The organism is Pseudomonas sp. Sample_22 (assembly GCF_004307635.1).
Taxonomy (GTDB): domain Bacteria; phylum Pseudomonadota; class Gammaproteobacteria; order Pseudomonadales; family Pseudomonadaceae; genus Aquipseudomonas.
In genome coordinates, this window is record NZ_RCNY01000022.1 from 164,556 (window position 1) to 179,304 (window position 14,749).

General features: G+C 59.8%; 7 protein-coding genes. 2 read left to right on the plus strand and 5 right to left on the minus strand.

What is annotated here, in order from left to right:
* Window positions 1–115: 115 nt before the first annotated feature.
* The 5 genes from msrA to aceE form a co-directional block, all read right to left on the minus strand.
* Window positions 116–763, minus strand: coding sequence for a peptide-methionine (S)-S-oxide reductase MsrA (msrA, locus tag D8U73_RS05795; protein WP_075947336.1), 648 nt, complete (start codon window positions 761–763; stop codon window positions 116–118).
* A gap of 62 nt (window positions 764–825) precedes the next feature.
* Window positions 826–3,519 carry a GGDEF and EAL domain-containing protein gene (locus D8U73_RS05800; RefSeq protein ID WP_130903939.1) on the minus strand — a complete coding sequence of 898 codons (2,694 nt, stop codon included), beginning with the start codon at window positions 3,517–3,519 and terminating at the stop codon, window positions 826–828.
* Window positions 3,520–3,783: 264 nt separating this feature from the next.
* Window positions 3,784–5,178: an alkaline phosphatase D family protein gene (locus D8U73_RS05805; RefSeq protein ID WP_130903940.1), complete on the minus strand. Its 1,395-nt coding sequence runs from the start codon at window positions 5,176–5,178 to the stop codon at window positions 3,784–3,786.
* Between the two features lie 279 nt (window positions 5,179–5,457).
* Window positions 5,458–7,419 carry a dihydrolipoyllysine-residue acetyltransferase gene (aceF, locus tag D8U73_RS05810; protein WP_130903941.1) on the minus strand — a complete coding sequence of 654 codons (1,962 nt, stop codon included), beginning with the start codon at window positions 7,417–7,419 and terminating at the stop codon, window positions 5,458–5,460.
* Window positions 7,420–7,430: 11 nt separating this feature from the next.
* Window positions 7,431–10,076: a pyruvate dehydrogenase (acetyl-transferring), homodimeric type gene (gene aceE, locus D8U73_RS05815; protein ID WP_130903942.1), complete on the minus strand. Its 2,646-nt coding sequence runs from the start codon at window positions 10,074–10,076 to the stop codon at window positions 7,431–7,433.
* A 383-nt stretch (window positions 10,077–10,459) separates the two neighbouring features.
* Between aceE and glnE the strand changes: the two genes are divergently transcribed.
* Both glnE and waaF read left to right on the plus strand, forming a co-directional pair.
* A complete protein-coding gene (gene glnE / locus D8U73_RS05820; protein ID WP_130903943.1) occupies window positions 10,460–13,399 on the plus strand; it encodes a bifunctional [glutamate--ammonia ligase]-adenylyl-L-tyrosine phosphorylase/[glutamate--ammonia-ligase] adenylyltransferase in 2,940 nt (979 codons plus the stop codon).
* A gap of 314 nt (window positions 13,400–13,713) precedes the next feature.
* A complete protein-coding gene (gene waaF / locus D8U73_RS05825; protein WP_056852322.1) occupies window positions 13,714–14,748 on the plus strand; it encodes a lipopolysaccharide heptosyltransferase II in 1,035 nt (344 codons plus the stop codon).
* Window position 14,749: the final 1 nt, after the last annotated feature.

A 14,749-nucleotide genomic window follows, 5' to 3' on the forward strand; every position in this document is an offset into this window, starting at 1 on the left:
TCTGCGTGGGAATGCCTCATGTGACGCTCTGCGTCACGCTTTTGGGCCGCGGAGCGTTCCGGGCTGCATTCCCACGCAGAGCGTGGGAACGATCGGGTACAGAGGTTGTGCTGAATCAGATCGGGCAAGTCACGCCAGTACCGCCAATCCCGCAATAGCCTTCCGGATTCTTCGCCAGATACTGTTGGTGATACGCCTCGGCGTAATAGAACGTCGGGGCTTCGTCGATTTCAGTGGTGATGATGCCTTTGCCGGCCTTGGTCAGTTCGACCTGGAACACTTGCGCGCTTTTTTTCGCCGCTTCCAGTTGTTCCGGTTTGGTGGCGTAGATCACCGAACGGTACTGAGTGCCGATGTCGTTGCCCTGGCGCATGCCCTGAGTCGGGTTGTGCAATTCCCAGAACATCTTCAGCAGCTCTTCATAGCTGACTTTCTCGGGTTCGTACACCACCAGCACCACTTCGGTGTGGCCGGTCAGCCCCGAGCAGACTTCTTCATAGGTCGGGTTCGGCGTGTAGCCGCCGGCATACCCCACGGCTGTGCTGTACACGCCTTCACGCTGCCAGAAACGCCGCTCTGCGCCCCAGAAACAGCCCAGGCCGAAGATGGCGAATTCGACATTGCCGGGGAACGGACCCAGCAACGGGTTTTTGTTGACGAAGTGTTCGTCCGGAACCTTGATCGGGGTTTCGCGGCCAGGCAGAGCTTGTTCTTTGGTAGGGAGCACGTTTTTGTTCACCAGAATTTCCGAGCGCAGAACCATCATCAGTCCCCTCAGTCGTTGGAATATTTAGAAGTGCAGTTTGCCCGAGTGTTGGCCCGCTGTCAGGCGATTGGACCGCGCGGGTAGCGTTTGAGCTTCTCGATCAGCTCGGCGCCGGGGATCGGCTGGTCGAACAGGTAGCCCTGGCCGACGTCACAGCGGTGGCGACGCAGGAAAGCCAGCTGCGCAGCCGTCTCGATACCTTCAGCCACGACCTTGAGCTTGAGGTTGTGCGCCATGGCGATCACCGCGGAAGTGATTTCCATGTCGTCCTGGTTGTCCGGGATTTCGTGGATGAAGCTTCGATCGATCTTGATGATGTCGATCGGGAATTTTTTCAAGTAACTGAGCGACGAGTAACCGGTGCCGAAGTCGTCCATTGCCAGCGTCAGGCCCAGGCGTTTGAGCTGGTCGAGCTGCAAGTGGGTGTCTTCGGTGGCTTCCAGCAGCAGGCCTTCGGTCAATTCCAGCTCCAGCAGGTGCGCCGGCAATGCTTCTTCCTTGAGAATGTTGGCGATGGAGGCCACCAGGTCCGGGTCGGAGAACTGTTTGGGTGACAGGTTGATCGCCACCTGCAAATTACCCAGCCCTGCAGCGGTCAGTGCCTTGCTCATGCGGCAGGCCTGGCGGGCGATCCATTTGCCGATCGGGATGATCAGGCCGGTTTCTTCGGCGACGCTGATGAACTGGTCCGGGCGGATCATGCCCTTTTCCGGATGGTCCCAGCGCAGCAGCGCTTCCATGCCCAGCAGTCGACCGCTGCGCAGGCAAAGCTTGGGCTGGTAGAACACGTCCAGCTCGTTCTGGGTCAGGGCGCGGCGCAGGTTGTTTTCGACGAACAACTTGTAACTGGCCTCGGCGTTCAAGGCTTCGGTGAACACTTGCACCTGATGTTTGCCGTTGGCCTTGGCCTTGTGCAGCGCCAACCCGGCGTTACGCATCAGGGTTTGCGGGTCGCGGCCATGCAGCGGCGCGCAGGCCAGGCCGACCGAGCCGGTCACGCTGATCAATTGGTTGTCGACGAACATTGGCTTGTCGAGGGTCGTCAGCAATTGGCTGGCGATCTGCTGGCCGGTTTCCAGATTGGTATTGTCCAGCAGCACCGCAAATTCGTTACTGGCAAACCGCGCCAGGCTGCCGCTCGGGCTGAGGCTGTTGCGCAGGCGTCGGGCCAGGCTGATGAGCAGTTTGTCGCCCGTCTGGTGGCCCAGGCTGTCGTTGATCCGCTTGAAGTTGTCGATGTCCACCAGCAACAGACTGATGGGTGTATCGCTGTCCCGGGCGAAGCGCTCGTCGAGGTTGCGGATGAATGCCGGACGGTTGCCGAGGTTGGTCAGGTTGTCGGTGTAGGCCAGGCGCTCGATGCGCTGCTGGGCGAGTTTGGTCTGGGTGATGTCTTCGTAAATGCCGATGTAGTGGGTCAACTCGCGGTTGTCGCCGTAAACCTTGGAGATCGACAACTGCCCCCAGTAGGGTTCCAGGTTTTTGCGCCGGCTTTTGAATTCACCTTGCCAACTGTTGCTCTTGGCCAGTGCCGAAGGCGCGTCGAACAGCAGTTCGCTGAGGTTTTCCAGGGCCGGCAGTTCCGACAGGCGCTGGCCGTGGACTTCTTCGGTGCTGTACTGGGTGATCGCGGTGAAGCTCGGGTTGACGTATTCGACCACGCCGTCGCAGTTGACCAGCAAAAAGGCGTTGGCGCTTTGTTCCACCGCACGCTGGAACAAGTGCAGGGCACTGGTGGCGGTGCGTCGGTTGTGATTGTTGATGACCTGAGCAAACTGATCCGCCAGTTCGCCGGCGAAGGCGATTTCGTCCGACTGCCAGGCGCGGGTCACACCGGTTTGCTCCAGGCACAGTACGCCGACCACCTGACCGTCGACCCGGATGCTGGCGTCGAGCATCGCATTGACATCCCGCGGGCGCAGGCTCTCGGCCATTTCCCGGGTGCGCGGGTCGCGCATGGCATTGTGGGCGTCGATGGCGCGGCCGGTATGCAAGGCGTCGAGGTAGTCGGGGAATACGCTGACATCGATCGGTTCCGGCAGCAGGTATTCCTGGGTCGTGCGGTGATAGGCCGAAATCGGCACCAGCTGCGAGCCTTCGAGGTGCCACAGGCTGGCGCAGTCGATCTGGTAAATGTCGCAGGCGCTGCGGGTGATCAGTTCGGCAGCTTCCTGCAGGGAGTTGTTGCTGCTGTAGCGCTGGCGGGTCAACAGCAGGATCAAGTCCTGCTGGGCGCGGACCCGATCCAGATGCTGCAGTTGTTCCTGCTGGGCGCGCTGGTTGAGCTCAAGGGCGATCTGCAGGCGTGAGTTCTGGGTTTCCAGGTCGAGGGCCGGCAGCAACGGGTCGTCGTCGAACAATCCGTCGATCACCAACAGGTAGCCACGCAACAGGTGTCGGTTGTGTTGTTTGTAGGCTTCACCCAGTTCCAGCAGATTCAGCGAGCCGGAAGCCGTGTGCAGGGTGTAGCGGATCAGATAATGGGTGCTTTCGCTCAGTTGCTGTTGAACCGCGTCATGCAGCTGATAGCGCGCCTCTGGTTCCATGAGGCTGGCGTATGGCGAGCCGACCAGGGCGCACAGTTCCACAGCCGGCAGGCCGAACTGGCGTTCGCAATTGGGATCAAGAAACAGCAGCGCCCAGCTTGGTTCATTCAGCCGCTCGAAACGCAGCATGCCGAGCCGCGAGGGCACGGGCAACTGCGTCACTACCTCGGCCACCATACGGCTGGCGGCATCGGGTTGGCTTTTCATGGAGGGAACTCGCTTCGAATTTGCTGAACGCGCCGGGGCTCTCGCCCTCTTTACTGTTGCCTGCGGCAAGGTTGCATCATTGCGACACCGACTGACAAGAGAGATGAAGGCCAAGTGCTATAAGAATGTGTCGGCAGGCGCGAAGATTTCTGCAATTAAAGCCAAAAGTAATGTTCTCGGCGCAGAGAATGCAGCCTTCGTCGGCTCCTGCAGGGGGGATTCCATCCCAACGCGAGGGCTGTCGAAGGCTGCGATTTTTTACTTTTAACGCAACGCAATAGCCACCGACTCTAGAAAATGGCCATCCCGATCGTGATAACGCACATGAATCTGATCCGAATCGACGATCAGATGCGCGAAGTTATCCTGGCTGATCACGTCGCTGGTCAATTCGTGTCGATAGTCGCCGGCAGCGGTCCGGGCCAACGGTTGATCGAGAATGAAGGTCGAAGCCTTGGCATAAGGCAGCAGCTTGCTGTTGCACAGCGGTGACGAAACGATGGTGTTGACCTCGAAAGCCGGGTCTTCGCTGTGGGTCAGGCGGCTGGTGAGGGAGCCGTGGACGTCGCCGGAAATGAACACCACATTCTTTATGCCGTGGGTGCGAATCGTTTCGAGCAGCCGTAACCGTTGCTCGGGAAAGGCTTTCCAGGCGTCATCGCCCAAGCGTTTGCGGTCCGGGTAGAACATCACACTGGTGACCACGAATTTGACCCGGGCCGGGCTGTGAATCAGCCAGTCGCACAGCGCCTGTTCCTGTTCGCGATCAAGAATGCGCCGGTCGTTGGCCGTCAGGTTGCGCCGCGTTCTGCTGTCGGTGACAAACCATTCGATATCACCATTGGCAAACTGGTACCAGTAACGCCTTGGTGAATGACTTGGTTGATCTTGGGCATTGAATTCCCCGGCCGGGCTGTGACTGGCTTGATACAGTTCATAAGCTGCCATGGCGTTCTTGTATAAATACTCATCATTGCTGTTTTTGTTGGCTGGCCAGTTATCTTCAATTTCATGATCATCAAGAATCATGTAAGTGGGAATGCCAGACATCAGTTTTGCAATATTAGGTTGGGAAAATGCAGAACGATACTTGGCAAGTATCTCGGTGTATTCCCGATCCGGCGCTATGAAGTTCAGATCGTCAACATACACTTGATCGCCCGTCATCAATACAGCATTGATAGGTGGTGACGCGCAGTGTGCAAGTTTGGCGATGGCGGCGAAGATCCGGTCGCCCAGGTGCGGAGCGGAAGGCTGCCCTGCCGTCATGCGCAAATAGCGGCAGGAGCCCACAATATAAGCTCGTGGCATGGCTGCCTTGCTGGCTTGCGTACGCAGGTGATAAACCTCCCGCGGCCACTGTAGAGGCAACTCCTGGACGGATTGCGGATTGTGCAACGGGCACATGGGGCTGAACCATCCAGCCTGGTATTCGTATTCAGTATCGGCAGTGAGATCCTGTAGAACGATGACATCTGACATGTCGCGCGACGGGATCAGTTGGGTAAATAAGCCGTTATTCCAGCGCTCTTCCCCCGCCCGTCGATAACGAATGCCGGCAAATACCAAAGCATCTTTTTGCCATTCTCCGCGCAGGAATATTCGTGCGTCATTAGTTGTTGTGTGGCCAATAATAGGGCCGACAGTAGGCTTGAACATAGTCGAGTCCTTTCGATGTTTTCCTGTTAATCAAAGCGGTAAAGTTATTGGCTGCTTTAACAGCCTTATAACCAAGGCTAGTGATTGAATCGCAAAAAATATCGGGCGGAAACGGACTTGAGTTGTGGGCGATGTCAGCCACAAATGTAGGAAGGATTCTTTTAGAGTAAAAAACGGCGGGCAAAAAAAGCCCCGCCAATTGGCGGGGTTGAGGTACGAGCGTGGCGCTCGGAAACGTGGAACGCGACTGGCCCTCCCGTGAGGGAGGGCCGGCCGGTCTTACAGCAGGATGGTGCGGATGTCCGCCAGCAAGTCGCTCAGACGCTTGGTGAAGCGTGCAGCAGCGGCGCCGTTGATCACACGGTGATCGTAGGACAGCGACAGTGGCAGCATCAGTTTCGGCTGGAAGGCTTTGCCGTCCCAGACTGGCTGGATGGTTGCCTTGGAAACACCGAGAATCGCCACTTCCGGCGCGTTGACGATCGGCGTGAAGCCGGTGCCGCCAATGTGGCCGAGGCTGGAAATGGTGAAGCAGGCGCCTTGCATCTCGTCCGACGAGAGCTTCTTGGTCCGGGCTTTTTCAGCCAGGGAAGCCGCCTCGGCCGCCAGTTGCAGCAGGCTCTTCTGGTCGACGTTCTTGATCACCGGTACCAGCAGGCCATCAGGGGTGTCGACGGCGAAGCCGATGTTCACGTATTTCTTGCGGATGATCGCTTTGCCGCTTGGCGCCAGCGAGCTGTTGAAGTCCGGCAGTTCCTTGAGCAGGTGCGCGCAGGACTTGAGCAGCAGCGGCAGGATGGTCAGCTTGACGCCGGCCTTCTCTGCTACGGCTTTCTGGGCGTTACGGAACGCTTCGAGTTCGGTGATATCGGCCGAGTCGAATTGCGTCACGTGCGGCACGTTCAGCCAGCTGCGGTGCAGGTTGGCAGCGCCGACCTGCATCAGGCGGGTCATCGGCACTTCTTCGATTTCGCCGAAGCGGCTGAAGTCCACGACCGGAATCGGCGGAATGCCAGCGCCACCGGTTGCGCCAGCAGCAGCGGCCGGAGCTTCCTTGGCCTTCTGCATCATGGCCTTGACGTAAACCTGTACGTCTTCCTTCAGGATGCGACCGTGCGGACCGCTGGCGCCGACAGCGCTCAGCTCGACACCGAATTCGCGAGCCAGTTGACGCACGGCAGGGCCGGCGTGAACTTTCGCGCCCGGCTTGGCAGGCGCAGCGGCCGGAGCGGCAGCAGCAGGGGCAGCGGCAGCCGGAGCAGCAGCGGCTGGAGCCGGAGCGCTCGGTGCAGCAGCGGCAGGTGCCGCAGCAGCTGGAGCTGCGCCTTTGACTTTCAACTTGAGAATCAGGTCGCCGGTACCGACTTCGTCATCGAGCTTGATGGAAACGCTTTCCACCACGCCAGCGGCAGGCGATGGGATTTCCATGCTGGCCTTGTCGGATTCCAGGGTGATCAGCGACTGGTCGGCTTCAACGGTGTCGCCGGCCTTGACCAGGACTTCGATGATCTTCGCCTTGCCTGCCGAACCGATGTCCGGAACGTGGATGTCCTGGACGCTGTCGGCTACCGGTGCAGCCGGAGCGGCAGCAGCTGGCGCAGGAGCAGCGGCGGCAGGTGCAGCAGCCTGAGCTGGCGCAGCGGCCGGCGCCGCAGCACCCGCCACTTCCAGGTCCAGAATCAGGTCGCCAGTGCCGACTTCGTCGTTGAGCTTGACGCTGATGGCTTTCACCACGCCAGCGGCAGGCGACGGGATTTCCATGCTGGCCTTGTCGGATTCCAGGGTGATCAGCGACTGATCAGCCTCGACGGTGTCGCCGACCTTGACCTGGATCTCGATGATCTGGGCCTTGCCCGACGAACCGATGTCCGGCACGTGCACTTGCTGAACCGAAGCGGCAGCAGGAGCAGCAGGGGCAGCGGCTGGAGCGGCAGCAGGCGCGGCGGCCGGTTTGGCTTCAGCTTTTGCAGCAGGCGCCGCGGCAGCCGCAGGAGCCGCTTGCGCGGCGCCTTCGACTTCCAGCTCCAGCAGCTCGTCGCCTTCTTTCAGGCGATCGCCCAGCTTCACTTTCAGGCTCTTGATGATACCGGCCTTCGGCGCAGGCACTTCCATGCTCGCCTTGTCCGATTCCAGGGTCAGGATGCTCTGGTCGGCTTCGATACGGTCGCCGACCTTCACAAACAGTTCAATTACTTCACCTTCACCGCTGCCGATGTCAGGTACGCGAATGAGTTCGCTCACAGAATCTCTCCTCAGCAGTCCAGTGGGTTGAGTTTTTCCGGGTTGATACCGAACTTGGCAATGGCTTCAGCCACGACTTTAGGTTCGATGTCACCACGGTCAGCCAGTGCTTCCAGGGCTGCCAACACCACGAAATGACGGTCGACTTCGAAGAAATGACGCAGTTTCTTGCGGCTGTCGCTGCGGCCGAAACCATCGGTGCCCAGGACTTTGAATTCCTTGGACGGTACCCACTGACGGATCTGCTCGGCGAACAGTTTCATGTAGTCGGTAGAGGCAATGACCGGACCTTTACGACCGTTCAGGCACTCTTCGACATAGCTCAGCTTAGGCTTCTGGCCCGGGTGCAGACGGTTGGTGCGCTCAACGGCCAGGCCGTCGCGACGCAGTTCGTTGAAGCTGGTAACGCTCCACACGTCGGCGCCGACGTTGAACTCTTCACGCAAAATCTTCGCTGCTTCACGGACTTCACGCAGGATGGTGCCGGAGCCCATCAGCTGAACGTGGTGCGCCGCTTCGCGGGTGTCTTCTTCGAGCAGGTACATGCCTTTCTTGATGCCTTCTTCGGCACCGGCCGGCATGGCTGGCTGCTGGTACGACTCGTTCATCACGGTGATGTAGTAGAAGACGTCCTGTTGCTCTTCGGTCATCTTCTTCATGCCGTCCTGGATGATCACCGCCAGCTCGTAGCCGTAGGTTGGATCGTAGGTGCGGCAGTTCGGGATGGTCGCGGCCAGCAGGTGGCTGTGACCGTCTTCGTGTTGCAGGCCTTCACCGTTCAGGGTGGTACGGCCGGCGGTGCCGCCGATCAGGAAGCCACGGGTACGGCTGTCGCCAGCGGCCCAGGCCAGGTCGCCGATACGCTGGAAGCCGAACATCGAATAGAAGATGTAGAACGGCAGCATCGGCTGGTTGTGGCTGGAGTACGAAGTACCGGCAGCGATGAAGGAGCTCATGGCGCCCGCTTCGTTGATGCCTTCTTCGAGGATCTGGCCCTTCTTGTCTTCCTTGTAGAACATCACCTGGTCTTTATCGACTGGCTCGTAGAGCTGGCCGACGGAGGAGTAGATGCCCAACTGACGGAACATGCCTTCCATACCGAAGGTACGGGCTTCGTCCGGAATGATCGGAACGATGCGCGGGCCGATTTCCTTGTCCTTGACCAGTTGCGCGAGGATCCGCACGAAGGCCATGGTGGTGGAAATTTCACGGTCGCCGGAACCGTCGAGGATAGCCTTGAGGGTATCCAGGTCCGGAGTCGGCACGCTGAAGCTCTGCGCGCGGCGCTGTGGCACGAAACCGCCCAGAGCAGTGCGGCGCTCGCTCAGGTAGCGGGCTTCGGCGCTGTTCGGCTCTGGCTTGAAGAACGGCAGGTTCTCCAGCTCTTCGTCCTTGACCGGAATGTCGAAGCGGTCGCGGAACAGCTTCAGGCTTTCGACATCGACCTTTTTGGTGTTGTGCGCGGTGTTTTTCGCTTCGCCGGCACCGGTGCCATAACCCTTGATGGTCTTGGCCAGGATGACGGTTGGTTGTTCTTTGTGGTTGACCGCTTCGTGGTACGCCGCGTAGACCTTGTACGGGTCGTGGCCGCCACGGTTGAGTTTCCAGATTTCGTCGTCGGACAGGTCCTCAACCATCGCCTTGAGTTCTGGCGTGTTGAAGAAGTGTTCGCGCACGAACGCGCCGTCTTTGGCTTTGTAGTTCTGGTACTCGCCGTCGATGACTTCGTCCATGCGACGTTGCAGGATACCGTCGACGTCTTTGGCCAGCAGTGGGTCCCAGAAACGGCCCCAGATGACTTTGGTCACGTTCCACTGTGCACCGCGGAACACGCCTTCGAGTTCCTGGATGATCTTGCCGTTGCCGCGAACCGGGCCATCGAGGCGCTGCAGGTTGCAGTTGATGACGAAAATCAGGTTGTCGAGCTTCTCGCGGCCAGCCAGCGAGATCGCGCCCAGGGATTCCGGCTCGTCGCACTCGCCGTCACCCAGGAAGCACCAGACTTTCTGCTTGCCGGCAGGAATGAAGCCGCGGGCTTCCAGGTACTTCATGAAGCGTGCCTGGTAGATCGCCTGGATCGGGCCCAGACCCATGGATACGGTCGGGAACTGCCAGAAGTCAGGCATCAGCCAAGGGTGCGGGTAGGACGACAGGCCCTGACCGTCGACTTCCTGGCGGAAGTTGTTCATCTGCTCTTCGGTGATGCGGCCTTCCATGAATGCACGGGCGTAAACGCCTGGCGAGGTGTGGCCCTGGAAGTAGATCAGGTCGCCGCCGTGTTCATCGGTCGGGGCCTGGAAGAAGTAGTTGAAGCCGATGTCATACAGGGTCGCACTGGAAGCGAAGCTGGAGATGTGACCGCCGAGGTCAGAATCTTTCAGGTTCGTACGCATTACCATGGCCATCGCGTTCCAGCGTACCAGCGAGCGAATGCGGCGTTCCATGAACAGGTCGCCAGGCATGCGTGCTTCGTGGGTAACCGGGATGGTGTTGCGGTAAGGCGTGGTGATGGCGTAAGGCAACTGCGAACCGCTGCGGGTCGCGAGTTCACCCATACGGGTCATCAGATAGTGAGCACGGTCTTCGCCTTCTTTGTCGAGAACCGATTCCAGGGCGTCCAGCCATTCCTGGGTTTCGACGGGATCGAGGTCTTGCATGGCTTGCTCCAGGGCGGAAAGGCTACCAGAATCGGTTGCCTGAGTTAGCGACTGGCCTTGTGGGCAGACGTTATGAATTCTTGGATTGCCGATAGGTTGTTCCGGCGGTGTGTAGTTTTACTACAAATCATCCGGCATTTCAGCCTTACTAATGTATATACGAGTAGTAAAACTACAGATGAGCGGCTTGTGGCCCCCGGCTGCGTTGTGAGAATAATCGTTAAGGTTGGTCATTTGCCAACCCGAAAAGGTGAAAGCTTGATGCTGGCTGCCAAAAATAAAGAAATTTCAGCTATTTCTAACTTTTGTTCGACAGTCCTTCAGGTAGTGCGTTATGAAAATTCACTACATGCAGCCCGATACACGCCGATCAAGGATAGACCATGAGCCTGCCTACGCTTGCCGAACTGCCCGCCATTCTGATGCCGCTTGTCACCCGCGCCGAGCAGTCGTTCCGTGCCGCAGTCGATGCCCTGGACGACGATCATGGGCTGTCCACCTGGACTTCTGAGCGTTGGGCTCAATTTGCCCGAGTGACCGCTGCCAGCGACTTTGTCATTGAACAGAGCGTGCGTGACCCTTTGATGTTGCTGGAGCTGGTGCAGTCCGGCGAACTGGACCGCAGCTTCAGCCCGGGCGAGTTGTGCGCGCAGATTGCCGCTGCGGCAAACGCGGCCGAAACCGATGACCAGCTCGGCCGTGCCTTGCGTCGTCAGCGTACCCGTCACCAGGTGCGGATTATCTGGCGCGACCTGACCCGCCAGGCCGATCTGGTGCAGACCTGTCGCGATCTCTCCGACATGGCCGATGCCAGTATCGACCAGGCCTATCAATGGTTGTACGCACGCCATTGCCAGCAATTCGGCGTGCCCACCGGCCGCCGCAGCGGCGAACCCCAGCAAATGGTGGTGCTGGGCATGGGCAAGCTCGGTGCGGTGGAATTGAATCTGTCGTCCGACATCGATCTGATTTTCGCCTACCCCGAGGGTGGCGAGACGGTCGGCGCCAAACGCCCGTTGGATAACCAGGAATTTTTCATCCGGCTCGGCCAACGCCTGATCAAGGCGCTGGACCCGATGACCGTCGACGGTTTCGTGTTCCGGGTCGACATGCGTTTGCGTCCTTACGGTTCGTCCGGGGCATTGGTGCTGAGCTTCAATGCGCTGGAGCAGTATTACCAGGATCAGGGTCGCGATTGGGAACGCTATGCGATGATCAAGTCGCGTGTGGTGGCGGGCGATCAGGTTGCCGGCGCGCAATTGCAGGAAATGCTGCGACCGTTCGTTTACCGGCGTTACCTGGACTTTTCCGCCATCGAAGCGCTGCGCACCATGAAGCAATTGATCCAGCAGGAAGTGCGGCGCAAGGGCATGGCCGACAACATCAAGCTGGGTTCCGGCGGCATCCGCGAAGTGGAGTTCATTGCCCAGGCGTTCCAGCTGATCCACGGTGGTCGCGACCTGAGCTTGCAGCAGCGCCCTTTATTAAAAGTACTGAGCACGCTGGAAGGTCAGGGCTATCTGCCGCCGACGGTGATCAGCGAACTGCGCGAAGGCTACGAATTCCTGCGCTACACCGAACACGCCATCCAGGCGATTGCCGACCGTCAGACACAGATGCTGCCCGATGGCGCCCAGGATCAGGCGCGTATTGCCTTTATGCTGGGGTTTGCCGACTGGGCGGCGTTCCATGAGCAATTGATGCACTGGCGCGGTCGGGTGGCGTGGCACTTCGGCCAGGTCATCGCTGATCCGGACGAGGAAGCCGGCACCGAAAGCGAAGTGGTGGTCGGTGGTGAATGGCTGCCGCTATGGGAGGAGGCGCAGAATGAAGAAGCCGCCTGCCGTCAGCTCGAAGAGGGCGGTTTCACTGATGCTCCCAAAGCGCTGAAAGCCTTGGCTGGCTTGCGCAGCAGCCCGCAATTACGAGCCATGCAGCGTTTGGGGCGCGAACGGCTCGATGCCTTTATTCCGCGTCTGCTTGCACAGGCGGTGGAACATGCCAATCCGGATCTGGTACTCGAGCGTGTGCTGCCATTGGTAGAAGCCGTGGCGCGTCGTTCGGCGTATCTGGTGTTGCTGACCGAAAACCCTGGTGCATTGCGCCGTTTGCTGACCCTGTGTGCCGCGAGCCCGTGGATCGCTGAACAGATCACGCGCTTCCCGCTGTTGCTCGATGAATTGCTCAACGAAGGCCGACTGTTCAAGCCACCGTTGGCTCCCGAGCTGGCCGCCGAATTGCGCGAGCGCCTGACGCGGATTCCCGAGGACGACCTGGAGCAGCAGATGGAAGCCCTGCGCCATTTCAAACTGGCGCACCGCTTGCGAGTCGCCGCTTCGGAAATCGCCGGTAGCCTGCCGCTGATGAAGGTCAGCGATTACCTGACCTGGCTCGCCGAGGCGATTCTGGAACAGGTCCTGGCCCTGGCCTGGCGGCAAACGGTGGCCAAGTACGGCACGCCGCTGCGCACCGACGGCTCTTTATGCGATCCCGGGTTCATCATTGTCGGTTACGGGAAAGTCGGCGGCCTGGAACTCGGGCATGGTTCGGACCTGGATCTGGTGTTCATCCACGACGGTGATCCGCAGGCCGAAACCGACGGGCCGAAGCCGATCGATGGTGCCCAGTTCTTCACCCGCCTGGGACAGCGGATCATCCACTTGCTCACGGCCCAGACCAACTCGGGCCAGCTGTACGAAGTGGATATGCGCCTGCGTCCGTCCGGTGCGTCGGGGCTGTTGGTCAGTTCTTTGGGGGCGTTTGCCCGTTATCAGGAAAATGAAGCCTGGACCTGGGAGCATCAGGCGTTGGTGCGGGCAAGGGTGTTGGTGGGCAGTCAGGACGTCGGCCAGGCTTTCGAAAAGGTCCGTGCGGCGATACTGGGCAAACCGCGTGACTTGCCGACCCTGCGCCAGGAGGTCAGCGAGATGCGCGCCAAGATGCGCGAGAACCTTGGCAGCAAGAGCACGGCGGCCGGCACCGGGGCAAATGCCTTCGACGCCACGGCGCCCTTCGACCTCAAGCAGGACGCCGGAGGTATCGTCGATATTGAATTTATGGTGCAATACGCGGCCCTGGCGTGGTCGCAAACGCACCCGCCATTGCTGCGCTGGACCGATAACATCCGCATTCTGGAAGAGCTGGAACACGAAGGGCTGATGCCCGTCGAAGATGCCAGTCTGCTGCGTGAAGCCTATAAAGCTTACCGCTCGGCCGCCCACCGGCAGGCCTTGCAGAAGGATCCGGGGGTGATTGCCGGTGACCAGTTCGCGGACGAGCGGCGACAGGTCATGCGGATCTGGCGCGAGCTGGGGCTAAGCTGAGCAGGCGACGAGATTCAAATGTGGGAGCGGGTTTTTGTGGCGAGGGAGCTTGCTCCCGCTCGGCTGCGAAGCAGTCGCCACTCAGCCGGCTCGGTCTGGCAGATGAAATACAGTCGCAGGTTTTGGGTCTGCTTCGCAGCCCAGCGGGAGCGAGCTCCCTCGCCACGACGTTGTATGCTGACTGATATTGATGTGTGAAATTGATCCGACGAGCCCCAGCCGGCTCGTCCAAATGACCTGATGGTTCATCCCGCAGGTGCTGGATTATCGAGGCGGGGAGGCATAAGCCTCCCCGGTTCGTTTTTGGAAGCCACATGAAAATTCTGATCGTTGGGCCCAGTTGGGTCGGTGACATGGTGATGGCGCAGACACTGTTCCAGTGTCTCAAGCAGCGCCACCCGCAGTGCGAAATCGACGTGCTGGCCCCCGAGTGGAGCCGGCCGATTCTTGAGCGCATGCCCGAAGTTCGCCAGGCCTTGAGCTTTCCGCTCGGTCACGGCGCGCTGGAGCTGGCGACCCGTCGGCGCATCGGTAAATCCCTGGCCGGGCAGTACGACCAGGCGATCCTGTTGCCCAACTCGTTGAAGTCGGCGCTGGTGCCATTCTTTGCCGGCATCCCCAAACGCACCGGCTGGCGCGGCGAGTTCCGCTACGGCCTGCTCAACGATGTGCGCACGCTGGACAAGGAACGTTACCCGCTGATGATCGAGCGCTTCATGGCGCTGGCCTTCGAGCCGGGTATCGAGTTGCCCAAACCCTATCCGCGCCCGAGCTTGCAGATCGACCCGGTCACCCGCGAGGCGGCATTGGCCAAGTTCGGCCTGACCCTCGATCGCCCGGTGTTGGCGTTGTGCCCAGGCGCAGAGTTCGGCGAATCCAAGCGCTGGCCGTCCGAGCATTACGCCAAGGTCGCCGAGGCGAAGATCCGTGACGGCTGGCAGGTATGGCTGTTCGGTTCGAAAAATGATCACGGGGTGGGTGAAGACATCCGTTCACGTTTGATTCCCGGCTTGCGCGAAGAGTCGGTGAACCTCAGTGGCGGCACTTCGCTGGCCGAAGCAATTGATCTGCTCTCTTGCGCTGATTCCGTGGTGTCCAATGATTCCGGCCTGATGCACGTCGCTGCCGCGCTGAACCGCCCGCTGGTGGCGGTCTACGGTTCGACATCGCCGGGTTTCACGCCACCGTTGGCCGAACATGTCGAGATCGTACGCCTGGGCATCGAATGCAGCCCTTGCTTCGATCGCACCTGCCGTTTCGGCCATTACAACTGCTTGCGCCAGCTGATGCCGCAAGCCGTGAACGAAGCCTTGCAGCGTTTGCAGGGCACCGTGGTCGAGGTCAAATAGC

What these genes read in the sequence shown, in the direction of transcription:
- msrA (WP_075947336.1), bottom strand. Translation starts at nt 763, where the DNA reads ATGGTTCTGCGCTCGGAAATTCTGGTGAACAAAAACGTGCTCCCTACC.
- D8U73_RS05800 (WP_130903939.1), bottom strand. Translation starts at nt 3,519, where the DNA reads ATGAAAAGCCAACCCGATGCCGCCAGCCGTATGGTGGCCGAGGTAGTG.
- D8U73_RS05805 (WP_130903940.1), bottom strand. Translation starts at nt 5,178, where the DNA reads ATGTTCAAGCCTACTGTCGGCCCTATTATTGGCCACACAACAACTAAT.
- aceE (WP_130903942.1), bottom strand. Translation starts at nt 10,076, where the DNA reads ATGCAAGACCTCGATCCCGTCGAAACCCAGGAATGGCTGGACGCCCTG.
- glnE (WP_130903943.1), top strand. Translation starts at nt 10,460, where the DNA reads ATGAGCCTGCCTACGCTTGCCGAACTGCCCGCCATTCTGATGCCGCTT.
- waaF (WP_056852322.1), top strand. Translation starts at nt 13,714, where the DNA reads ATGAAAATTCTGATCGTTGGGCCCAGTTGGGTCGGTGACATGGTGATG.